Below are 21,803 nucleotides of genomic sequence, written 5' to 3' on the forward strand. Positions count from 1 at the left end.
GTGGTAGAGGCAGTGCGTAAACTTCGATAGAATTTATTGCGTCTCTTTACTGGACAATGGTCTTGTTCAATCAAATTATTCAGGTATTTAATGGTACGATGTTCTGTCCCTTGATAAAAGCCGTATTCTTTTAGTTTCTTAAAGGCACTTGTAATAGAGGGGGCTTTATCTGTGACTACAACCTTCGGTTCATCAAACTGCTTCACTAACCGCTTAAGAAAAGCATAGGCTGCTTGTGTGTCCCGTTTTTTACGTACCAAATATCCAAGGTTAAACCATCTGCATCGATGGCTCGATACAAATAATGCCATTTTCCTTTAATTTTGATGTACGTTTCATCCATTTTCCATGAATAAAAGGATTTTTTATTTTTCTTTTTCCAAATTTGATAGAGTAGTTTGCCATATTCTTGCACCCAACGATAAATCGTCGTATGAGAAACGTTAATGCCACGATCATATAAGATTTCTTGAACTTCACGATAGCTAAGGTTATAACGAAGATAGTAGCCCACGGCTACAATAATCACATCCTGCTGAAATTGCTTTCCTTTAAAATGACTCATCGTCATTCCTCCTGCTATCTTTTTCTATTATTCTACCTTATCTGATAGTAGATTTAAAACTTTGCAACAGAACCATACATTTTATATATACACATTAGAACATGTGTTCCCTTTTTAGGTCAAGAGAACGAATTATAAAGTTTTGCGAATTTGAAAAAAAATATTAAACTCCCTCTTCCTGTAAGTTATCACACTGCCAATACTCAAGTTGATGATATTTTAAAACTTGATTATAGTATAAAAGTATACTGGTATACTTTTATACTATCGAGTACGATGGTTTGGTGTTATAAGTTTCTTCTTACTATGTAATTCTGGATATGGATCCCTTTTTAAGTGACTGTAAATAAACTTAAAAATGATGTAAACAAGAATCCAATCATTGGAATCGTAGGTAGTTATATGTATGAATTTTCGCTAGATACTATGAAAATTATTTTAAAGTACACGAATAGTCTATACGAATGGAGATTTTTAAGCTTACCTGAGAACTTTACTTTATTTAAAGTAAGTAAATAGATTGTGTTGATAAAAAGAAAACAGACCAAATTAAAATGGTACCTTTAGGTAGGACACTCTTTTTTACAAGTGTCCTATCTACAGGTACCATTTTATACCTTTATTTTTTTTATCTTTATCTTACTTCAGAAAGCTAATTAAAACACTAGCAACTAGGTACTATATAAAAAGTAGAAAAGTATACCAGTATACTTTTCTACTTTTTAAGCATTTTTAATTGTGTATCGTACATTGCTTTAAAGGCTTCTTGTTGTCTAGTGGACAATCTTGTATTTACATAACTATCTATGACTAAGTCGACTATTTCATTAATTGTTGCCTTTGGCATATTTTCTAATTCCCCTAAAAATGGTTTAAGGGTGTTCATTTTCAAATTAACTGAAGGTGAGACTTTTTGAGTTAATGTTGCTAAAAACCGTTTATCTTTTTCAATTGGCTTCGCAGTAATTTCTTTTTTTATAAGCAGAGGCTCGAGATTATTTTTAGGAGCGTTAGAGGAGGTCCTTCCAAAATCTGTTTTCCCTTGTATCTCAACTTTTTTTGACTGTAAAGAAGATTTCTTTTTTTTATTACTTATTATTGGTTTAAAATTTTCAGACATATTTAATCCTCCAAAGATTCTAGTATTTCCTCATGTCGATCCAACTCATTCAAAACATCGATGAATACTTTATGCGCTTTAATATCCCAACCATCGGGTTTACCAGTATATGAGTACGAAACGTGTATCCCTTCGACGTCGTAAACTTTCAATCTTTCTTGATACTTAACTATGGTATCTAAAACATTTCCTCCGTATAATTCTTTTGCTTGATCCAGTACTTTAGTATCTACCCGTCCACCAGGTCTAAGCATGCATGGTATAATGCCTAATACTTGTAAATCATTGTCATATGTATCAGCTAGATATTGCATATAAGCAATATAGGTTTGAGCACCGTCTAAAGATAGCTCCTGTGTTTGCAATACAATAATACAATAATCAGCTGCAAGCATAGCATTATCACTATAGTCAGATATTGTAGGTGGGACGTCAATATAAATGGCATCATAGACTTCTTTTAATGGATTCAGCAATTCTTTTAAATAAGTAATTTGCTTGATTTCATCATTAGGAAACCTATTCATTAGAATTTTCGTTAAGTTTCTAAAGGTGGTATTAGATGCAATTAAATCTAAATTATTTATAATTGGCGTAATTTGAGTGCTTAAATCGCCTTCCTCAAATCCAACGGTTATATTTTTAGAAATTTCATTAAGTTCGCCTGTCTTAGCTAAAATACTTGTAGCGTTACCTTGGGGATCTAAATCCACAACTAATGTCTTTTTATCTTTAATAACGGCACTCTCATAAGCGAGCATAGTTACAGATTTCGTTTTCCCTACGCCACCTTTAAAATTTCCAACCACATATACTTTTCCCATGAATGAACCTCCGTTTTATTTATAATATATCTTTAGTATACCAACGTTAAGTTTATTTGTAAAGAAAATAATTGCGAAAGTAGAATTGTGTAAAAGTATACTGGTATACTAATTCCAATAGAAAGTATACCAGTATACCCAATAAAATTAAATTTACGCTTAACTAAAATCCAAATTTAATATAAATTGCGCTGAATTACAAAGAATTTCCTTACTTAAATCAAAAAGTATACTGATACACTTATACACTTTTGTTGGTGTATAAGTATACCAGTATACCAAAATAAAAGTTCTATAGTATACGGTTGCAATCTTTAGTTAGAAATAGTGCTTTACAAGTTAATGAATGTTTTGTAATCTAAAAGAAAGGTAAAATAAAAAGAGACGGATAAAAATGTGAATTGGACCTCACTTTTTTATCTGAATCACATACAAAACTATGTGTTCTCGCTCGTCTCAGGGATTATGTAAGCGGCTGGAAACCACTTATGTAATTGGATAATCTGTTCAGACTGCAATCTGAACTTATAGACTTATCTTACCATTTTTAGACGAGCAACTCAATATATATACGCTTATTTTGTTATGTAGTTTAATGAATTTTTGACTTTTTAGGCCATTGAGAGAGCACAAATCGAAAGATTATTTGTGTTCTCTTTTTGTTTAGAAAGGATAAGCAGCAATGGCAGCTACTTTAGACGTAGTTTATTCAGCAATCTTACAAAATGGTATCCGTAAATTCAAATATAAAAACAGCCACTTAAAACCGGTCTCTTTTAGTGATCAGTCGGGAAAGGGGGCTATTTTTGCGTACCGTTCAAAGGAACACATGATCGAGGGGATTGGACTAGTGATCACTTCAGAAGAAGGGGTGATCGAAAACGATAATCGATTCACTCATTGGACACCAAATGTATTTCGCTATGGAACATATGCTGATGAAGCCAGAATGTTTACAAAAGGTCATTCTGAGGACAATTTGCGTCAAATCAATACTTTCTTTGTTGATTTTGACACATTGGATCCAAACTTTGACTATGGAGAAATTATCTTGGCCAGTCACGAGATCGGCTTTATGCCGACAATGATTCTACGTACACCGCATGGATTTCAAGCCTTCTATGTACTAGACAAGCCTGCATACGTGACGAAGAAATCAAATTTTAAAGTGATCAATGTGGCTAAAATGATCTCAAGAAATCTAAGAAACAAATTTTCAAATGATTATCGGTTTCCTGTTGATGTAAATGCCAATCATTTTGGGATCACACGAATGCCTTCTGAAGAGAATGTTTTATTCTTTGAACCACAGTATCGTTATAGTTTCGAAGAATGGATCGACTGGTCAATGAGAGAAGATGCGGACAAAAAAGTGGAGATCAAGAACGTTTTTGTATTGCCATCTACTCAAGAATTTCGTCAAGTTGATGAACCTTGGTTCCAGCTGTTGCTAAAAAGTCAAAAAATACAAGGTGAAAAGGGCGTATATGGTCGAAATAATGTCATATTCACCTTGTCTTTGGCATACTTTTCGTCAGGATACGAAGTAGAAGCATGTGAATTGACGATGTTAGAATTCAATGACCGCTTGGCTAACCCTTTATCTGATCGAGAATTAACCAGAATCATTCGTTCCGCTTACTCCGGAAAATATCAAGCAGCGCACAGAGAAAAAATTGTCCTATTATGCCAAGAGTGGGTCGATGCCAATCTTTCTGAAGAGCAACTATTCAACAAAAAACGGGGTTGGTGGAAATTCAAGAAAGAAAGAGCTGTTCGCAAGTATTCACATAGTCATGAATGGGCAGAAGATCTACTGTCCTATTTGAATGAGCAATCCTATGAAGAACAACCATACATTATTTCTACAAAAAAAGATTTAACTGAACGTTTAAAGATCCCAAAACGTTCCCTGGACAAAGTACTGAAGCATTTAAGAGAAGAGAACAAAATTCATTTTCGTGTTCGTGCTGGTCGTAATGGAGGTATTATGCTAGCTTCTATACATGGATTGATGCGCTCCGTTATCCGGCTAAAAAAAGAAAGCCGGGGGGCTTATTTCGCTGCGATCTCAGAAGCTTTTGGAAAAGAATACACGTTTATCCAGACAGCACTGAAACGCTTGATAGAACCCAATAAGATCGGCGTGCAAACAGATCTGTTCATGATCGATACAGGTTAAAATTAAAAGGTGCAAATTGCCTATTACATTATATCTATGATACGTTCCTTCTTTTCTCCGCTTTGCTTGCTGGTCTTAAGAAAGAGTAGTACTATTATCGCAAACGTAATAATATGGTGGGAGGTCTTTCTGACTATGAGTATCAATACCTTTGTATATCCCTACCCGATCAATGTATTTATTATTTCGCGGTTAGGTATGACAGTAGAGCAATTTTGTGAGTTGCATGGCTATAAGCAGAGTACAGTAGCAAGCTGGGTAACTAGAAACCGTGCAGTAAAAACGTTACCTTGTGATTTTTTATATTGTCTTAGTCTTTCTTCAGGCTGGTCAATGGATGGTGTTTATCGTCATTTACTGGTGTTGGAGGAGAAGTTCTTAAAGAGTATGGATCCAAAGAAGAAGAAAGAACAGGTGAATTGATTGATGACGGAGGAGGAGATAGCTGTTCTTAATAGGATCAAAGAATGGTCTGTTCTTTTGAAAATTTATTATGGGATTTTGACTTTATCTTTTATTACTGTTGGATTATTCGGTTCTGTTGCAAAGTTTTAAATAAAGAATAAAATCCCTTACGGTATCTATGATTTAAGCTGGGATTCCCAATAATACCTTGATTTCAGTACAGACCGAAAACCCGAAGAGAGTGCCTTCTTTTCGGGTTTTCTTATATAATCCTCGAATGGCTTCCATGCCTTTAATCGTGGTAGAGGCAGTGCGTAAACTTCGATAGAATTTATTGCGTCTCTTTACTGGACAATGGTCTTGTTCAATCAAATTATTCAGGTATTTAATGGTACGATGTTCTGTCCCTTGATAAAAGCCGTATTCTTTTAGTTTCTTAAAGGCACTTGTAATAGAGGGGGCTTTATCTGTGACTACAACCTTCGGTTCATCAAACTGCTTCACTAACCGCTTAAGAAAAGCATAGGCTGCTTGTGTGTCCCGTTTTTTACGTACCAAATATCCAAGGTTAAACCATCTGCATCGATGGCTCGATACAAATAATGCCATTTTCCTTTAATTTTGATGTACGTTTCATCCATTTTCCATGAATAAAAGGATTTTTTATTTTTCTTTTTCCAAATTTGATAGAGTAGTTTGCCATATTCTTGCACCCAACGATAAATCGTCGTATGAGAAACGTTAATGCCACGATCATATAAGATTTCTTGAACTTCACGATAGCTAAGGTTATAACGAAGATAGTAGCCCACGGCTACAATAATCACATCCTGCTGAAATTGCTTTCCTTTAAAATGACTCATCGTCATTCCTCCTGCTATCTTTTTCTATTATTCTACCTTATCTGATAGTAGATTTAAAACTTTGCAACAGAACCTTATCTTGAATAATTACTTTAAAGGTGGTGTTGGAAAGTCAAAATTATCAACTATGTTTGCTTACTTGACAGACAAATTGAATTTAAAAGTTTTAATGATCGATAAGGACTTACAAGCAACAATGACAAAAGACTTAGCAAAAACTTTTAAGGTAGAATTGCCACGTGTTAATTTTTACGAAGGCTTGAAAAATGGAAACTTGGCTTCTTCTATTGTTCATTTGACTGATAATTTAGACTTGATACCTGGCACGTTTGATTTGATGTTACTGCCAAAATTAACTCGTTCATGGACGTTTGAAAACGAAAGTAGATTGCTTGCTACTCTTTTAGCACCTTTAAAAAGTGACTATGATCTCATTATTATTGATACTGTACCAACGCCAAGCGTTTATACAAATAATGCAATCGTGGCGAGTGATTACGTTATGATCCCTTTACAAGCAGAAGAAGAAAGTACAAACAACATTCAAAACTATATTTCCTATTTGATTGATTTACAAGAACAATTTAACCCTGGACTAGATATGATCGGTTTTGTTCCTTATTTAGTTGATACGGACAGCGCAACGATAAAATCAAACCTGGAAGAACTGTACAAGCAACATAAAGAAGATAACTTGGTTTTCCAAAATATTATCAAGCGAAGTAATAAAGTAAGTACCTGGTCTAAAAACGGAATTACAGAACACAAAGGCTATGACAAAAAAGTTTTATCCATGTATGAGAACGTATTTTTTGAAATGCTTGAGCGAATTATTCAATTAGAAAATGAAAAAGAATAGAATCACAAATCACAAGTGATTAATCACAAATCACTTGTGATTTGTGATTGTTGATGATAAAATAAGAATAAGAAGAAATAGAAAGAAGTGAGTGATTGTGGGAAATTTAGGCGCACAAAAAGCAAAACGAAATGATACACCAATCAGTGCAAAAAAAGATATAATGGGAGATAAGACGGTTCGTGTTCGTGCTGACTTACACCATATCATAAAAATCGAAACAGCAAAGAATGGCGGAAACGTAAAAGAAGTTATGGATAAAGCCTTAGAAGAATATATTCGGAAATATTTACCTGACAAACTTTAAAAGGAGTGAAAATGAAATGGCAGTTACGTATGAAAAAACATTTGAAATTGAAATCATTAATGAGTTATCGGCAAGTGTTTATAATCGAGTATTAAACTATGTTTTGAACCATGAATTAAATAAAAATGACTCTCAATTATTGGAAGTCAATTTATTAAACCAATTAAAGCTTGCAAAACGTGTAAATCTTTTTGATTATTCTTTAGAAGAATTACAAGCCGTTCATGAGTATTGGCGGTCAATGAATCGTTACTCAAAACAAGTTTTGAATAAAGAGAAAGTGGCTTAATATGGCAAATATAGTCAATTTTACTGACAAACAATTTGAGAATCGCTTAAATGATAATTTAGAAGAATTGATTCAAGGAAAAAAAGCGGTTGAATCGCCAACCGCTTTTTTACTTGGTGGGCAACCAGGGTCAGGGAAAACCAGTTTGCGATCAGCAATTTTTGAAGAAACACAAGGGGATGTTATTGTCATTGATAATGATACCTTTAAACAACAGCACCCTAATTTTGATGAACTAGTGAAACTTTATGAAAAAGACGTAGTAAAACACGTTACCCCTTATTCTAATCGCATGACAGAAGCGATCATAAGCCATTTGAGCGATAAAGGGTATAATTTGGTGATCGAAGGTACAGGACGAACAACAGACGTTCCTATTCAAACCGCAACAATGCTTCAAGCTAAAGGTTATGAAACAAAAATGTATGTCATGGCAGTACCTAAAATCAACTCATATTTAGGAACAATTGAACGATATGAAACCATGTATGCAGATGATCCAATGACAGCCAGGGCAACACCAAAACAAGCACATGATATTGTGGTTAAAAATTTACCTAACAATTTAGAAACACTTCATAAAACGGGCTTATTTAGCGATATAAGGCTTTATAATAGAGAAGGAGTAAAACTCTATTCAAGTTTGGAAACACCTTCTATTAGTCCAAAAGAAACCTTAGAAAAAGAATTGAATCGTAAAGTAGCAAGTAAAGAAATTCAACCGACTTTAGAACGAATAGAGCAAAAAATGGTTCAAAATCAACACCAAGAAACCCCTGAATTTAAAGCAATTCAACAAAAATTGGAAAGCTTGCAGCCACCTACACCACCAATACCCAAAACACCTAAACTTCCAGGACTTTAAACCTTAAAAAAGGAAAAGAGTAGTTACCAAAAAACGGTAACTACTCTTTTTTTATAAAAACCTTTCCTCATGTTTTAAAAGCTGATCGAGAAATAAAGCACACAACGGTATTCTTTCTTTTTTCAGTTGCTAGATTTTGCAGTCTGTAACGTGTCATTTACTGTTTGTTACCTTAACATATCCAGTCGAAAACACAAGGGTATATAAACGAGCAAGCTCGCCCTTGTGTTTTCTTTGTGTCTATGTTGCGTTCTCGTCACAGCAAACGACACGAACACACTGGCGAAAATGAACCAACAAAACGAAAAAAGAAAGGAGCGTACACTGTAATTTATTTCTAGCTTTTAAAACATGAGGAAAACAGCTTCACTTCCTCAAACGCCTAACAAAAATGGTTGTCAAAAAACTAAAAATCAAAAAAAAGAAAAGAGGAAAAGAAAATGGAAAAAACAAAAAAATTACAATTAGAAGATTTTACAGAAAATGAGTTTTTTGGAACACAAGAACAGCAATATCTAAAAGCTCAAGTAAGAGAAGAGCTAAAAGAGCAAGGCTTTATCATAGATAGCAGTTTTGAGGGCGATTTTAAAACATGGATAGGTGTATACGCAAGACCAAAAGATAAACCGACCTACTTAGACCCTCAAAACGATAAAGAAGCAGAAGAACAAGAGCAATATTCTATTAACGGCTTTAAACAAGATTTTAGCGAATGGTTTGAGTGGGAAATAAAAAATTTGAAAATTAAAGAAATGTAAAAAAAAAGCCTAGCAAAAAAAGCTAGGTTTTTCTTTTAGGTAAAACACCAAAAAGAAAAACCTAAGAAGGATAAAATAAGTTGTTCCACTTGCGGTGCAGTTGCTCCTCGTTCCAAACCCAACTTATTTCTTTGCAAAGATATTTGTATTTGACTAACACCTTTCCTCGAATGGTAAAAGCTAACCGTTCGTTACTCTACCTCAGATACTTTCTTTTTTCAGTTGGTACATTTTGCAGTCTGTAACGTGTCACTTACTGTTTGTTACCTTAACATATCCAGTCGAAAACACAAGAATATATAAACGAGCAAGCTCGCCCTTGTGTTTTCTTTGTGTCTATGTTGCGTACTCGTCACAGCAAACGACACGAACACACTGGCGAAAATGAACCACCTAAACGAAAAAAGAAAGGAACAAGATATGTAGAACATTCACAGCTTTTACCATTCGAGGAAAACAGCTTCACTTCCTCAAACGCCTAACAAAAATGGTTGTCAAAAAGCCAAAAATCAAAAAGAAAAGGAATGATAAAAATGAAATACATTAAAAACGTTGAAACATTGGAAGAATTGAAAAAAGCCTACAAAAAGTTAGCTTTGAAGTTACACCCCGATTGTGGCGGGAATGAAGAAGAAATGAAAATTTTGAACAATGAATATGACGAACTGTTTAGCAAACTTAAAAACACTCACAAGAACAAAGACGGCGAAACCTATACAAAAGAAACGACTGAAACGCCCGAACAATTTAAGGACATTATAAATCAACTTTTCAATCTGAAAATGGACGGTGTATCAATTGAAATCGTGGGAACTTTTATATGGTTAACAGGAAACACAAAACCTTATAAGGACGACATAAAAGCCCTAGAATTTCGTTATTCACCAAAAAAATACGCATGGTATAAAGCACCAAGCGATTATAAAAAACGTAGTCGAAAAAATTATGATATGGACACAATAAGGGTAATGTATGGAAGTCAAAAGGTGAAGGAAGATAAAGAAGAAAAAAAATACTTACAAGCCAATTAAGGCTTGTAAGTTTATCATAAAGGAAGTTTTAAAGTGGATATTAAAATAAAAAAAATAAATTTTGAAGGTAATATTTTAAAAGTTATAAAAGTGACAGTAACAGAAATGAGAGGAATAAATAATCATCAAAAATATGATTTTGATTTATATCAAATAGAAGCACGTTCGCCAATGTCAACAAGAGAAATAACTTTAACAGTTGATTTTATAGAAAAAAAAGTATCAGGTGATATTATCGCTTTTGGTGATTGATACGATTTGGATATAGAATCAGTAAATGAAATATTAAAGAAATTAAAAAAGGAAGAACAAACATTAAGAACAATCAATTTTATTTAAAAAAGTATAAAAAAAAGGAAAATTATTTCTCCTTTTTTTTATACTTTTTAGGTTTATTTGCTTTAATATATTCAGAAAAAATTTTTAAAAATTCTTCCGTTTCTTCTACAGTTAAATAGTCAATTTCAAAATACTTTTCTAACAAAGCACCTTTTTCAATTAGACGCTTTGTTCTTCTTTTTCTGTTAATATTTTGCTCGCTATTCGCTCGCAAAATATTTTTTTGAATTTTTAGTTTTTCTATTCTTTTGTTGATGTCATTTAAATCATTATTTGTCATAACTATTTAAGTAATTCAGAAAAATTTTGACTATTCGCATTTAATAAAGTTTCTAATTCATCATAGAATAATTCTTTGTTTTCTTCAATCGATTCAATAGAAATATCATTTTTTGAAAGAGTAGAAAGGATAAAATCACCAATATCTGCTTTTGATTTAAGAATTAATTCTTCTTTTTTCTTTTGTAATTCTTTAATTTGAAGTTCAATATCAGAAACAGTTTTTTTCTTTCTCTTTTTTGGTTTTATTTTTGGAATAATTTGCTCATTTTCTGTCTTGATGGTTTGATCTTGATTTTCCATAAAATATCCCTCCTGATAATTTGTATATGTCTATCGTATTATATTATATTTCTAAAATCAATAAATATAAACGGAAATGTCAGATTAAACATAGTTACTTTTTCATTGATAAATGGTAAAATTAATTTATTAAGGATTCCCTTAGATGATTTACTAAGGGCGCACTTATACCCACTAACTCACATTTGTGGGTAATGTGCTATAAAACTTAACTTTTGTTTAGTTTTATCGTCAAGCGTGTTTGTTAAAATTCGCTACGCTCATGTTTGAAAAGAAAGAGAGGTTATACAATTGGCAATCTTCCATTTATCTATGACAATAGCAAAAAGAGAAGGCGGAAAAAGAAGTTTAATCGCAATGGCTTCTTATCGAAGTGGTGAAAAATTGTATAGTGAACTATATGAAAAAACTAATCTATACAACCATAGAACTGTTAAACCAGAAGCTTTTATTTTAAAACCTGATTATGTACCTAATGAGTTTTTAGATAGACAGACATTATGGAATAAAATGGAATTAGCAGAAAAAAGTCCAAACGCTCAACTTTGTCGAGAATTAAATGTAGCATTGCCAATTGAATTAAATAACTCAGACCAAAGAATGTTGATTGAAGATTTTGTAAAAGATAACTTTGTCAGTGAAGGAATGATTGCAGACGTAGCTATTCATAGAGATGATGAAAACAATCCTCATGCTCATATTATGTTAACAATGAGAGAAGTAGATAGTGAAGGTAATATTCTAAATAAAAGAAAAAGAATACCTAAACTAGATGAAAATGGCAATCAGATTTTTAACGAAAAAGGACAAAGAGTAACAGTTTCAATAAAAACTAATGATTGGGATAGAAAATCTCTTGTTTCTGAAATTCGTAAAGATTGGGCAGACAAAGTTAATCAATATTTAAAAGACAGAAATATCGATCAACAAATTACAGAAAAATCTCATGCGGAACTTGGTAAAAAAGAACTACCAACAATCCATGAAGGTTTTTACTCAAAAAAATTAGAAGATAAAGGAGTTATAAGTGAGTTAAAAAGGAAAAATTTAGAAATTCAAAGTTACAATGATGTTTTAAGCGAACTTGATAAACTTGAAAATCAAGAAAAAGTATTAAAACAAGACCAAAACTTTACTTTAAAATTTGAAAAAACATTTTCACCTTTAGAGAAAAAGGAATTGAAAAACCTTTCGCAAGAATTAAAAATATTTGTCAATGATGAAAATATTGACAAAAGAATTAGTGAATTAAAGAGGTGGGAAAATTCACTTATCTTTAATAATAAAATGGAAATTCAAAAACAACGTTTGATGTTAAGTAAAATTAGTAGTGAACGAGATATGCTTACAAAGGCAAATGAAATTTTAGATAAACAAGCAGAAAGATTCTTCAAAAAATCTTATCTAAGTTTGAATATTGACAAATTTTCAAATCACGAAGTTAGAGCAATGGTTAATGAAACCATATTTAGAAAACAGTTATTGAATAAAGATCAGTTAGCAGAGGTCATTTACAATGAAAGAGTAGTAGAAAAAGAAGAAAGTAAAAAGATTTTTAAAGAAAAACCATTTCAAACTAGCCGTTATCTTGATTCAAAAATTAAACAAGTTGAAGATAGTATAACAAAAGAAAATAACCCTGAAAGAAAAGAAATTTTATCAATTAAGAAAGAAAAACTAATAGGAATAAAACAAGGATTGATAGAATATGTTAAATCAGAAGTAGAAAGAAAATTTGATAAAAATGTTTCAATAGATTCAGTCATAGAAGGCGAAATGCTACTTGCAAAAGCTGACTATTACAAAACAACTGATTTTTCTAAAGTCGAAGGAGTTGCTAGATTCAGCAGTGAGGAAATTAATTCCATGTTGGAACAATCAAAAGGCTTCTTAACTAACATTCAGACGGTGAAAATTCCTAATGATTGTCAAGGTGTATTTTTTGTTCAAGATAGCATGAAACATATTGATGAACTAAGCCCATTAGCAAAACACAATCTGAAAAAGGTCGTTAATCGCAATGCTTATTTACCTGATTCTGATAAACTTGAATTAAGTAAGGAAATTGAAAATACTAATAAAGATCAATCCCAAGAATTGGAAAAAAATGAACCTGAAAAAAATGAAGTGTCTGTAAAAATGTTCCAATTTGCGAAATCAATTAATCGTTTGTTGAGTGGTAACCAACCACAGAAAAAACGAAACTTAGACAAATTGATTAAGCAAACAAAAGCAAAAGAAAACCAATCATTACAAAGGAATATTCCTTTGCGATAAAATAAAAACAAGAGGTGTATAAAATGAAAAAATTTATCAAAGATACAAAGTTTAAGCTTGAAAGTGCGGTTTTTGCGGTGGGTACATTATTTATTACTGATCCAGTGTTTGCAGCCACTGATCCACAAGCGAAATTAGTTCAAGCGGGTAACACTATAAAAGGTGTTTTAACAGCCTTAATTGTTGTAGTTGGTGGGATTGCTTGTGCGAAGATTGTTATTAAATACTTGCCGTCTATTGATGACCCACAAGAAAAAAATACCATGTATAAAGCCTTGGGAACAGCCTTGCTTGTTACGGCATTAGGTGGGGCGTTGGTTTGGTTAGTACCTTGGGCGTATGGCTTACTTGCTTAATAGAGAAGGGAGTTAGTTATGAATAGCGATCAAGTGAAACAAGCCCTATTAGATTTGTTAAATGCAGACACTGAAAAAGGGCGGACTTGGTTTTTTCCGTCCAATGTATCTGATCGATACACAGTCATTTTAGGGCTAGATTTAAAACAATCAGCAAAAGCGATCGGTACGGCATTAATAAGCGTGCTATTGGCAATTCTTATTTTCCGTAGCACAGCCGTTTTTCCTTTAATTATCTATGTCATTGTTGGTTTGGTGTCATTTGGTGGTGTATGGGCGTTTTATACGATTAAACCAATTACAGACCGACCTAACATTTCTATATCTGATTTTATGAAGCAAAGAAAAGACTTTTCTAAAAGACCAAAAGTCTATTACAAAAAGCCAAAAGAACGAGTGTAAAAGAGAGGTGATTTCATTGTTTGATTTTCTAAAAAAAAGTTCCAAAAGTAACGATAATAAAAAAAGCGATACGATAAAAGAAATGATTTATTGGGAAGATAGTTCCCGATTTCAAGGCGTTTTTAAAGACTTTTTTGTCGTTTATCAGCCAGAAAAAAAGCAATTTAGCCTTGTGAGTATGCTAAAAGTTGACGGCTTAAACGTTGATACCTTGCCAGTATCAGAGCAAGAAGGGTTAAACGAAGATTTTGGTGTCTTTCTATCTCAAAACGTTCTATATGAACCGCAGATCACTTCTAAGAATGTACCAGTAGAAATTGACGATTTTGTAGAAGCCTGGGGGAATACAGTAGAAAATTATCGCAAAATGCCAGGGCATAACGAAGCTTTATTACAACTAAAAGCTAGCTATTATTACCATTACAGAAATTTAGCAAGTAACATGGAAACTCCAAAGAAACAACATTTTGTAATTAATTCTGAACCAATTTCAAAGGAAACATACGACAGTTTGGAATTGTCTTATCAAGTGTTACGTGATAAGACAAGAACAATCAGAACAGCTTTAATTGCATTTTTAAGTAAATATGATTGTCAGGTTGAAATTTGTACGATTGGCGAGATGAAAAAGGTTTTGAATAGTTAGGAGCGTTAAAATGGAGAAGATACCAAAAGAGAAAATTATTGTAATACCCGAAGTTGATACGGACGTTGTATCTGATTTAGCACCATTTAACTTTACAGTAGAACGTGACAAATTATTGATTGATGATTCATACGCAGTTCCCTATGTCATTACAAAATACAATAATAAACCAAGAGGAAATTGGTTTAATCGTATTCGTAAAATGAGTGGAGATATAACCATATCTCATTATTACACTAAAGCAAACGGTAACTCATTGAATGATTATTACAACAGAACCATTAAGAACAAGCAAGCAGAGATCGATCGTTCGCATGATCCGTTGACAATTATTCGTTTAGAACGTGAAATGAAAATTGCACAAACGCAGTTAGAACAAGCCGTTGACGAAAACACTTCTTATCTTTATTTATATACCTATGTTTTGATCAAAAGTAAGTCCGAAGATAAGCTGAAAAAATTGTGTGAAGATTTTGAAACACGTTGTATCGCAAGTGGAGTAAAAGCGTTAATTCCATATACTATGATTGATAAGGCGTATTGGAGTGCCTTACCGTTACAATCTAATGAAGTACCTGAATACACCTATACAATCGCTAATTCAATCAGTGCAAGCAGTATTTTTCCTTTTGATGATAATGAATTAAGTGTATTTACTAAAAATATGATTATCGAGGGAATCAATAAAGATACTGAAAATATTGTTAGTATTGATTACACCAATAGAAAATTAGTAGTCAATCGTAACAAATTTGTTTTTGGTCTATCAGGTGGAGGAAAAACCACTTACTTAACGTCAGACTATTTAAAAAAATATGCTTTTTCTGATAATTCAACAGAACTAAGGCACAGAATCGTTTTATTTGATCCCGAAGATGAACAAACAGAGCGTGTACGTTCTCTAGGGGGCGAAATAATCAATCTATCGTCTATGTCAGACGTTCGTATCAATCCATTTCAAATCTACTCACGCAATACGCTAGATGTCGATTTAAAAGAATCGTTATCCGATTTTGAAGAGGACGAACTTGTAGAAAATCTTGAAATAAAGCACAAAGATTTTGAAATGACTGACAATGATATTGATAAAGAAATCAGTAAACGAATGAATATTTTAACGCCATATTTCCTAATGGTGGATCACTCTTTGACTGACAGTCAATTATCTATTATTAAGTTAGAAGCTAAAAAATGCTATACGAATTTATACGAAAAGAAAAACTTGTCAAAAATGGAAAACACCGATTTTCCAACATTTTCAGACTTAGAAAATCGATTGAAAGCCTTAGAAGAAACTGATCCAAAACGATACAAACGAATTGAAGATTTTATTTATTCATTAGAAGATTTTACAATCGGAAGTCGTACCATTTTTAACGGTCATACCAATATAGACTTAAACAATCCGTTAATTTGCTTTTCTTTGCGAGATTTACAGACCGAAGAAGGAATCAGAGATTTAGCATACCTCAACAGCTTTAGTTATCTATTTGAAGAAATAACCAACAATCCGCAAATTGTAACGTCTGTTTATGCAGATGAATTTCACTTTTTATTGAAGAATAAAATTAGTGCTGACTTTTTCTTCCAAGCATATAAACGCTTTAGAAAATACAATGCTGATTGTACCGTATCAACCCAACAGATTGATGATGTATTAAAAGCACCTGATAATATCGGTAAAGCAATTATTGGGAATAGCTTTACAAAAGTGTTTTTTGGACTTGATGAAACGGAAGCGCAAGGTATTTCAAATGAATTGAAACTTAAACTCACAAAAAAAGAATTATCGTTCATTACCTCAAAACGGCAAGGGGAAGCTTTACTTTTCCATGGTACAAAGCGAGCAAAGATAAAAGTAGATTTAACACAGGAAGAAATGCGTTTGCTTAACCCAGGCGAATATGAAGATATTTACGGCGTTAGTCCGAAGAAAGAGATCAACTGGTTGTTAAGATCGAAAATTCAATAGAAGGGAGAAGCAAATGAAATACAAAATCTTGAAAAATTTACAATTCTACTATCAAGAGAATGTAATTGTCGTTCAAATAAACGAAAAATATCTGACGAATCGAGAACACATTTTTGATGTAGAAGAAAGTGAACAATATTTTGTTGATGTCGAGGAAATTTTAACCAAAGACGGAAAACTAGAAATTGTTTATCACCGTCCTAATGGCTATACACCACTACTAGATTTAAAAGAATATGCTGATTTTTATAAATTGGATATAGTGAATCGATTACTTGAAATGAATGTACTAGAAAAAACAAACACCTATTTAGCAATGCAAAATATCCTACTCAAAGATACACGTGACTTGCTTTTTATTTATAAAGCAGATCACTTTAATAATTTGCCTTACTCAACTAAAGAAGAATTAGAGCAGTGGAAAAATTTTATTTGTAGTTTTTTTGGTAAATTCACACTTGAGAAGTATGAGAAGAATCGTATTGAGGTTCTAACAAAAGAAAAAAATTCATTTTTAAATGATGTAGAAGCAGTTGAAAGCTTGGAAGCATTAAGAGATTTAATAAAAAATCGACTAACCGAAGAACAAAAGAATTTCTTTTCTACTGAATTACAGGATAAAAAAGCAGATGTCCGAAAAATTCGCAGAAATAAAAGTTTAAAAATTGTGTTAGTTATAGGTGTTATTGCGTTATATGGCGGTACGGTTTTACTTATGAAAGTAAATGAGAAGAAACAAGTTACCGCTACACAGCAAAGCGCAGAAACCGAAATCACTATATTAAATAAGATTATTGATAATGATAGTGAAAATATCGAAAAAGATATGCAAAAGCTCAATTATCCTAAGAAAAAACAAGTTGATATTTACGTGAAACTTGGTGATTATACGAAGGCTTATGAACTTGATAAGAAGTCAGATAAAAAAATTATTCAAAGTCTGTACAAACAGGGAGAAACCGAAAAAATAGAAGCCCTTGATTTACCAGGAAGCGACTATTTAGCAGATTTCAAGAAGATTTTAGCTTATGACAATTCAACAGATATTGAGTACCTGGTTCAGACAAGTACCGATACAACTATTATAGAAGCATTGATCGATCAAGCGGTAAAGAAAAAGGATATTCCAACGGTAAAAACAATCCGTCAAGTATCTATTACACAAAAGAAATTAGCAATCGATCCTAAACGTCAAATCAGTATGATTGACTTATTGATTGAAAATAACAGTGAAGAATTAGAAAATATGTATAAGGATAATTCTTTAAATGAGGAATTGAAGAAAAAACAAACCAATGACCTATTAGAAGAAAACAACACATTGCTTAGTGAAAAGATTGAATTAACAAACGCTGAAAAAGATTAGGAAGGTTGGTGATTTCATATTATGGGAGTAACGGCTGCCAAACTGCTTATTCGTTATCGAAAACCGATAGCAAAAGCAATTTTAGGCTTTTTCGTTTTTATCATTGTAATCTTCCTTCTTATTTTTAGTAACGATCAAACCGCCCCTAGTGGCGGACTAGCAACAGAAAACCAAAATTTAAGTGAATCTGTTTTGAGGTACAAACGTACCGTTGAAAAGTACGCTAGACAATATGACGGTATGGAATATGTACCTTATATCTTAGCCCTTATGCAAATTGAATCAGGTGGTGAAGGTGGCGACCCTATGCAATCAAGCGAAAGTTTAGGACTGCCCTCGAACACTATTAAAGACCCCGAACGAAGTATACAACGAGGAGTAGAGTTTTTTGTAGAAAATATGAAAAGCGCTATAAATCGAGGATCAGATATAAAAACAGCTCTTCAAGCGTACAATTATGGCGGTGGTTTTGTTGATTTTGTAGTTAAAAATGGCGGAACGTATTCTTTTGAGTTGGCTAAACAATTTTCTATTAATATGTCAGGTGGCGAAAAGGTACCCTATGTAAATGCCTTATCTACTTCAATGGGCTACAATTATCGCTATAACTACGGAAATATGTTCTATGTGCCAAAATTACTTGAATACGTTAATGAAAGCCAGGCAAGCGCAGAGGGCGTTCAAAACAATTCTAATAATACAGGTGTTGTTCAAGTTGATGTACCTAGTGAGTACAAGAATAAATTACGTTATCCAAGATATGACGGACACAACTATAATACCAGTGGCAGTTATCCTTTTGGGCAATGTACCTGGTACGCTTTTAATCGTATGGCCCAAATTGGAAAACCAATTGATGATTTTATGGGCAATGGTGGCGAATGGGGCTATAAAGGGAAAGCTTTAGGCTATAAAGTAACAAATAAGCCAAAAGTAGGTACAGCAATTTCTTTCCAACCTGGTTCTTTTGGCTCTGATCCAGTTTACGGACACGTTGCCTTTGTAGAAGTCGTAAATTCAGACGGTACGCTTTTAGTATCAGAATGTAATGTTGTAAACCCAGGAAGCGGAACAATCAGTTATCGAGTAGTGCCAGCTTCTATTGCGAACATTGCAAGTTATGTTGAATAAGGAGAGGAAGAAATGGAGTTTGACAAAATAAAAGTTGGTTTGTTTATCTCAACGCTTGTTTTACTTGTGGTTACCATAGGCATGATTGTTTTTGGAATAAGGCAAAGCGAACAGATCCGTCACTTAAAAAGTGATTTAAAAAGCGTACAGACGGAACTAGCAGACAAACAAGCGGAACAAAACACTAACCAAAGCGAATCGGAAAAAATTATCAAAGAATTTTACAAGACCGTTTATAACTACGAAAAAAGTCAAAAAGAAATATCTATGACAACGGTTAAAGAATTAGCGACAGATAACGTTTATCAAGAATTACAAAACGAGATCAACGTAAACAATTCATATAGCCCACAGCAAAACACGATTCAAAAGTCTTCAGTAAACGAAAATGAAATAAAAATTCTTGCTTATGAAAGTAAGGATAATTCACAGCAATATCTAGTAACAGCACCGATTCACCAGGTTTTTAACGGTACAAAAAATGATTTTGAAATTAATCAACTCATTCAAATTAAAAACCAAAAAATCACCCAAAGAACGACCATTCAATTAGGAGAGGAGTAAAAGCATGGCGAAGAAAAAGCAAGAGCAAGTAAAACTGATTATCCTAGTTATACTCTATCTACTATTATTACCAGTAACATTGATTGTGTTTAAATTATTACCTTATATCATTGCGAATGATACAAACATTGAATTGAGTCCCTTTGTTACAAGCATTTTAAAGCACCCAATCAATACTTTTTTAGAGATCATTCAATCTAATTACATGATTCCGTTCTTCATTGTACAAATTATTGTTTTAATCGTTTTATTTGTCTTTCTACACCCTACCAAACGCCAACCGTTTGAGGTTGTCGGGAAAACAAACCCTGTTCATGGATCGGCTTATTGGGGGGAAGAATCAGAAATAAATGCACCGAAAAACGTTCATTTGATCCCTGAAAAATCAATGAAAAGTATATTAGAAAAATCAATGAGGAGGGGGAAAAATGAGTAGTTTATTAGCAGAATCAGACGGTTTAATCTTAGGGAAATTTCAAAGCGGAAATGTTGTGATCCAACCCGAAGATAGCAAAATAAGCAATCGAAATATTTTTGTAGTAGGTGGTCCAGGATCATTTAAAACACAAAGCTATGTTTTGCCTAATGTTGTAAATAATCGCAGTACGTCAATTGTTGTAACCGATCCAAAAGGGGAAATTTACGAGTTAACCAATGAAATAAAAAAAGCCCAGGGCTTCAAAACAGTTGTGATAAATTTTAAAGATTTCTTGCTAAGTTCTAGGTACAATCCGTTACTCTATATCCGCAAATCAAATGATACAAACAAGATTGCAAACGTCATAGTATCAGCAAAGAATGATCCCAAACGGAAAGATTTTTGGTTCAATGCACAATTAAACTTATTAAATACACTGATTAAATATGTTTATTTTGAATATGAACCAAGCGCAAGAACAATTGAGGGTATTTTAGACTTTTTAGAAGAATTTGATCCACGCTATAACGAAGAAGGTGTATCAGAACTTGATGAACAATTTGAGCGTTTGCCAGACGGACACGAAGCAAAACGCAGTTACTATTTAGGCTTCCGACAAGCACAAAGTGAAGCAAGACCAAACATTGTTATTAGTCTATTGACGACTTTGCAAGATTTTGTTGATAAAGAAGTATCAGAATTTACCAGTACCAACGATTTTTTCTTTGAGGAATTAGGAACGTCAAAAATTTGTTTATACGTGCTAATTTCCCCATTAGATCGAACTTGGGACGGTTTAGTGAATCTATTTTTCCAACAAATGTTTACAGAGTTATATTTTTTAGGAGATAAACACAACGCAAAATTGCCAGTACCTTTAGTTATGTTACTAGATGAATTTGTCAATTTGGGCTATTTTCCAACATACGAGAATTTTCTTGCAACGTGTCGAGGGTATCGTATTTCAGTTAGTACCATATTACAATCTTTGCCCCAGGGCTTTGAACTTTACGGAGATAAGAAATTTAAAGCGATCATTGGGAATCATGCCATTAAAATATGTCTAGGTGGTGTAGAGGAAACGACCGCTGAATACTTTTCAAGACAAGTAAATGATACAACAATCAAAGTATATACAGGCGGAACAAGTGAAAGTAAAACGTCCGCAAAAACAACTAACCGAAGCGGAAGTAAGTCAGAAAGCTACGGTTACCAAAAAAGGCGATTGATTACCGAAGGGGAAGTTATCAATTTACAACAAGAAGAAAATGGCAGAAAAAGTATTGTGTTAATTGACGGTAAACCTTACATGTTAAGAAAAACGCCACAATTTGAATTGTTCGGAAATCTTCTTAAAAAGCATGAAATTTCACAGCAAGATTATATAAGCAGTCAAACGGAATTTGCCAAAGAAACCATTGAGGAATTGGAAAAACAGCACAAACAACGAAAAGTACAACTAGCAAGCGCCCCAATTTTTCACGAGAAGAAACAAGAAGATGATTTGAATAAAAAAGAAATAAATCTACCTGAACAACCGATCGAATCAGAAGTAACAGAAGAAGAGGAAGAAAAAGAACTATTAATGAGTGATATTCTAAGTAGTTTTGATGAAGGTATAGAGGAAAACACAACCAACAATGACAACAGCGAATTACCATTTTAAAGATCGGAGGAAATCA

At 33.0% G+C, this 21,803-nt stretch carries 23 protein-coding genes and 2 pseudogenes; 19 read left to right on the forward strand and 6 right to left on the reverse strand.

Translation table 11 applies throughout. From position 1 onward, the window contains the following. The 3 genes and pseudogenes from I592_RS19960 to I592_RS19970 all read right to left on the reverse strand — a co-directional run. Positions 1–571: pseudogene (locus I592_RS19960) on the reverse strand (IS6 family transposase); the annotation flags it as partial. A 709-nt stretch (positions 572–1,280) separates the two neighbouring features. After that, the gene (locus I592_RS19965; RefSeq protein WP_010782319.1) at positions 1,281–1,685 is read right to left on the reverse strand and encodes a hypothetical protein; all 405 of its coding nucleotides are present in this window, start codon (positions 1,683–1,685) and stop codon (positions 1,281–1,283) included. Between the two features lie 2 nt (positions 1,686–1,687). Next, on the reverse strand, positions 1,688–2,509 hold the full coding sequence (locus tag I592_RS19970) for a ParA family protein (RefSeq protein ID WP_010782320.1): 822 nt from the start codon (positions 2,507–2,509) through the stop codon (positions 1,688–1,690). Between the two features lie 682 nt (positions 2,510–3,191). Here I592_RS19970 and I592_RS19975 point away from each other — a divergent pair. Both I592_RS19975 and I592_RS19980 read left to right on the forward strand, forming a co-directional pair. Continuing rightward, the gene (locus I592_RS19975) at positions 3,192–4,691 is read left to right on the forward strand and encodes a primase C-terminal domain-containing protein (RefSeq protein ID WP_010782321.1); all 1,500 of its coding nucleotides are present in this window, start codon (positions 3,192–3,194) and stop codon (positions 4,689–4,691) included. Positions 4,692–4,826: 135 nt separating this feature from the next. Beyond that, entirely contained in the window at positions 4,827–5,114 is a 288-nt protein-coding gene (locus tag I592_RS19980) for a hypothetical protein (protein ID WP_010782322.1), read from the forward strand. Positions 5,115–5,279: 165 nt separating this feature from the next. Here I592_RS19980 and I592_RS19985 read toward each other — a convergent pair. Next, a pseudogene (locus I592_RS19985) lies at positions 5,280–5,965 on the reverse strand (IS6 family transposase). A 10-nt stretch (positions 5,966–5,975) separates the two neighbouring features. Here I592_RS19985 and I592_RS19990 point away from each other — a divergent pair. The 7 genes from I592_RS19990 (at position 5,976) to I592_RS20020 (ending at position 10,320) form a co-directional block, all read left to right on the forward strand. Then, a complete protein-coding gene (locus tag I592_RS19990; protein ID WP_044927024.1) occupies positions 5,976–6,818 on the forward strand; it encodes a ParA family protein in 843 nt (280 codons plus the stop codon). A 91-nt stretch (positions 6,819–6,909) separates the two neighbouring features. Beyond that, positions 6,910–7,125 carry a peptide-binding protein gene (locus tag I592_RS19995; protein ID WP_002295735.1) on the forward strand — a complete coding sequence of 72 codons (216 nt, stop codon included), beginning with the start codon at positions 6,910–6,912 and terminating at the stop codon, positions 7,123–7,125. Positions 7,126–7,141: 16 nt separating this feature from the next. Next, the gene (locus tag I592_RS20000) at positions 7,142–7,414 is read left to right on the forward strand and encodes an antitoxin (protein ID WP_000301765.1); all 273 of its coding nucleotides are present in this window, start codon (positions 7,142–7,144) and stop codon (positions 7,412–7,414) included. 1 nt (position 7,415) lies between these two features. Continuing rightward, positions 7,416–8,279, forward strand: a complete 864-nt coding sequence (locus I592_RS20005; RefSeq protein ID WP_010782381.1) for a zeta toxin family protein — start codon at positions 7,416–7,418, stop codon at positions 8,277–8,279. Between the two features lie 440 nt (positions 8,280–8,719). Further along, on the forward strand, positions 8,720–9,037 hold the full coding sequence (locus I592_RS20010; RefSeq protein ID WP_002300567.1) for a hypothetical protein: 318 nt from the start codon (positions 8,720–8,722) through the stop codon (positions 9,035–9,037). A gap of 533 nt (positions 9,038–9,570) precedes the next feature. Then, positions 9,571–10,068 (forward strand): DnaJ domain-containing protein, encoded by a 498-nt coding sequence (locus I592_RS20015; RefSeq protein WP_010782380.1) that lies wholly within the window; start codon positions 9,571–9,573, stop codon positions 10,066–10,068. A 33-nt stretch (positions 10,069–10,101) separates the two neighbouring features. Next, a complete protein-coding gene (locus I592_RS20020) occupies positions 10,102–10,320 on the forward strand; it encodes a hypothetical protein (RefSeq protein WP_010782379.1) in 219 nt (72 codons plus the stop codon). Positions 10,321–10,429: 109 nt separating this feature from the next. Here the strand turns inward: I592_RS20020 and I592_RS20025 are convergent, their stop codons facing one another. Further along, positions 10,430–10,687 (reverse strand): hypothetical protein, encoded by a 258-nt coding sequence (locus I592_RS20025; protein ID WP_010782378.1) that lies wholly within the window; start codon positions 10,685–10,687, stop codon positions 10,430–10,432. A gap of 2 nt (positions 10,688–10,689) precedes the next feature. Further along, a complete protein-coding gene (locus I592_RS20030; RefSeq protein WP_010782377.1) occupies positions 10,690–10,989 on the reverse strand; it encodes a hypothetical protein in 300 nt (99 codons plus the stop codon). Positions 10,990–11,280: 291 nt separating this feature from the next. Here I592_RS20030 and mobQ point away from each other — a divergent pair, with 291 nt between their 5' ends. Genes mobQ through I592_RS20080 form a run of 10 tightly spaced genes read left to right on the forward strand, consistent with a single transcriptional unit; the run spans position 11,281 to position 21,787 of the window. Continuing rightward, on the forward strand, positions 11,281–13,266 hold the full coding sequence (mobQ, locus tag I592_RS20035) for a MobQ family relaxase (RefSeq protein WP_010782376.1): 1,986 nt from the start codon (positions 11,281–11,283) through the stop codon (positions 13,264–13,266). Positions 13,267–13,289: 23 nt separating this feature from the next. Next, the gene (locus tag I592_RS20040; RefSeq protein WP_010782375.1) at positions 13,290–13,622 is read left to right on the forward strand and encodes a CagC family type IV secretion system protein; all 333 of its coding nucleotides are present in this window, start codon (positions 13,290–13,292) and stop codon (positions 13,620–13,622) included. A gap of 18 nt (positions 13,623–13,640) precedes the next feature. Further along, positions 13,641–14,024: a glycosyl transferase gene (locus I592_RS20045; RefSeq protein WP_001083514.1), complete on the forward strand. Its 384-nt coding sequence runs from the start codon at positions 13,641–13,643 to the stop codon at positions 14,022–14,024. Positions 14,025–14,040: 16 nt separating this feature from the next. Next, a complete protein-coding gene (locus I592_RS20050; RefSeq protein WP_010782374.1) occupies positions 14,041–14,670 on the forward strand; it encodes a hypothetical protein in 630 nt (209 codons plus the stop codon). Between the two features lie 10 nt (positions 14,671–14,680). After that, positions 14,681–16,642: a VirB4 family type IV secretion system protein gene (locus I592_RS20055; protein ID WP_010782373.1), complete on the forward strand. Its 1,962-nt coding sequence runs from the start codon at positions 14,681–14,683 to the stop codon at positions 16,640–16,642. Positions 16,643–16,655: 13 nt separating this feature from the next. After that, on the forward strand, positions 16,656–18,008 hold the full coding sequence (locus I592_RS20060; protein WP_010782372.1) for a hypothetical protein: 1,353 nt from the start codon (positions 16,656–16,658) through the stop codon (positions 18,006–18,008). Between the two features lie 21 nt (positions 18,009–18,029). Continuing rightward, positions 18,030–19,139, forward strand: a complete 1,110-nt coding sequence (locus I592_RS20065; RefSeq protein WP_010782371.1) for a lysozyme family protein — start codon at positions 18,030–18,032, stop codon at positions 19,137–19,139. Between the two features lie 12 nt (positions 19,140–19,151). Further along, the gene (locus I592_RS20070; RefSeq protein ID WP_010782370.1) at positions 19,152–19,703 is read left to right on the forward strand and encodes a hypothetical protein; all 552 of its coding nucleotides are present in this window, start codon (positions 19,152–19,154) and stop codon (positions 19,701–19,703) included. A gap of 4 nt (positions 19,704–19,707) precedes the next feature. Then, complete coding sequence (locus I592_RS20075; protein WP_010782369.1) at positions 19,708–20,139, forward strand: hypothetical protein; 432 nt, start codon at positions 19,708–19,710, stop codon at positions 20,137–20,139. Then, a complete protein-coding gene (locus tag I592_RS20080; RefSeq protein ID WP_010782368.1) occupies positions 20,132–21,787 on the forward strand; it encodes a VirD4-like conjugal transfer protein, CD1115 family in 1,656 nt (551 codons plus the stop codon). Before I592_RS20075 ends, I592_RS20080 begins: the two co-directional genes overlap by 8 nt. The last annotated feature ends 16 nt before the right edge of the window (positions 21,788–21,803 follow it).

The organism is Enterococcus gilvus ATCC BAA-350 (assembly GCF_000407545.1).
GTDB lineage: Bacteria > Bacillota > Bacilli > Lactobacillales > Enterococcaceae > Enterococcus_A > Enterococcus_A gilvus.

Bases quoted from the DNA above. Each gene is read 5' to 3' on its own strand.
- I592_RS20005 (WP_010782381.1), top strand. From the start codon at position 7,416: ATGGCAAATATAGTCAATTTTACTGACAAACAATTTGAGAATCGCTTA.
- I592_RS20015 (WP_010782380.1), top strand. From the start codon at position 9,571: ATGAAATACATTAAAAACGTTGAAACATTGGAAGAATTGAAAAAAGCC.
- I592_RS20010 (WP_002300567.1), top strand. From the start codon at position 8,720: ATGGAAAAAACAAAAAAATTACAATTAGAAGATTTTACAGAAAATGAG.
- I592_RS20075 (WP_010782369.1), top strand. From the start codon at position 19,708: ATGGCGAAGAAAAAGCAAGAGCAAGTAAAACTGATTATCCTAGTTATA.
- I592_RS19975 (WP_010782321.1), top strand. From the start codon at position 3,192: ATGGCAGCTACTTTAGACGTAGTTTATTCAGCAATCTTACAAAATGGT.
- I592_RS19980 (WP_010782322.1), top strand. From the start codon at position 4,827: ATGAGTATCAATACCTTTGTATATCCCTACCCGATCAATGTATTTATT.
- I592_RS20025 (WP_010782378.1), bottom strand. From the start codon at position 10,687: ATGACAAATAATGATTTAAATGACATCAACAAAAGAATAGAAAAACTA.
- I592_RS20045 (WP_001083514.1), top strand. From the start codon at position 13,641: ATGAATAGCGATCAAGTGAAACAAGCCCTATTAGATTTGTTAAATGCA.
- I592_RS19965 (WP_010782319.1), bottom strand. From the start codon at position 1,685: ATGTCTGAAAATTTTAAACCAATAATAAGTAATAAAAAAAAGAAATCT.
- I592_RS20080 (WP_010782368.1), top strand. From the start codon at position 20,132: ATGAGTAGTTTATTAGCAGAATCAGACGGTTTAATCTTAGGGAAATTT.
- I592_RS20070 (WP_010782370.1), top strand. From the start codon at position 19,152: ATGGAGTTTGACAAAATAAAAGTTGGTTTGTTTATCTCAACGCTTGTT.
- I592_RS20040 (WP_010782375.1), top strand. From the start codon at position 13,290: ATGAAAAAATTTATCAAAGATACAAAGTTTAAGCTTGAAAGTGCGGTT.
- I592_RS20000 (WP_000301765.1), top strand. From the start codon at position 7,142: ATGGCAGTTACGTATGAAAAAACATTTGAAATTGAAATCATTAATGAG.
- I592_RS20065 (WP_010782371.1), top strand. From the start codon at position 18,030: ATGGGAGTAACGGCTGCCAAACTGCTTATTCGTTATCGAAAACCGATA.
- I592_RS20030 (WP_010782377.1), bottom strand. From the start codon at position 10,989: ATGGAAAATCAAGATCAAACCATCAAGACAGAAAATGAGCAAATTATT.
- I592_RS20055 (WP_010782373.1), top strand. From the start codon at position 14,681: ATGGAGAAGATACCAAAAGAGAAAATTATTGTAATACCCGAAGTTGAT.
- I592_RS20060 (WP_010782372.1), top strand. From the start codon at position 16,656: ATGAAATACAAAATCTTGAAAAATTTACAATTCTACTATCAAGAGAAT.
- I592_RS19970 (WP_010782320.1), bottom strand. From the start codon at position 2,509: ATGGGAAAAGTATATGTGGTTGGAAATTTTAAAGGTGGCGTAGGGAAA.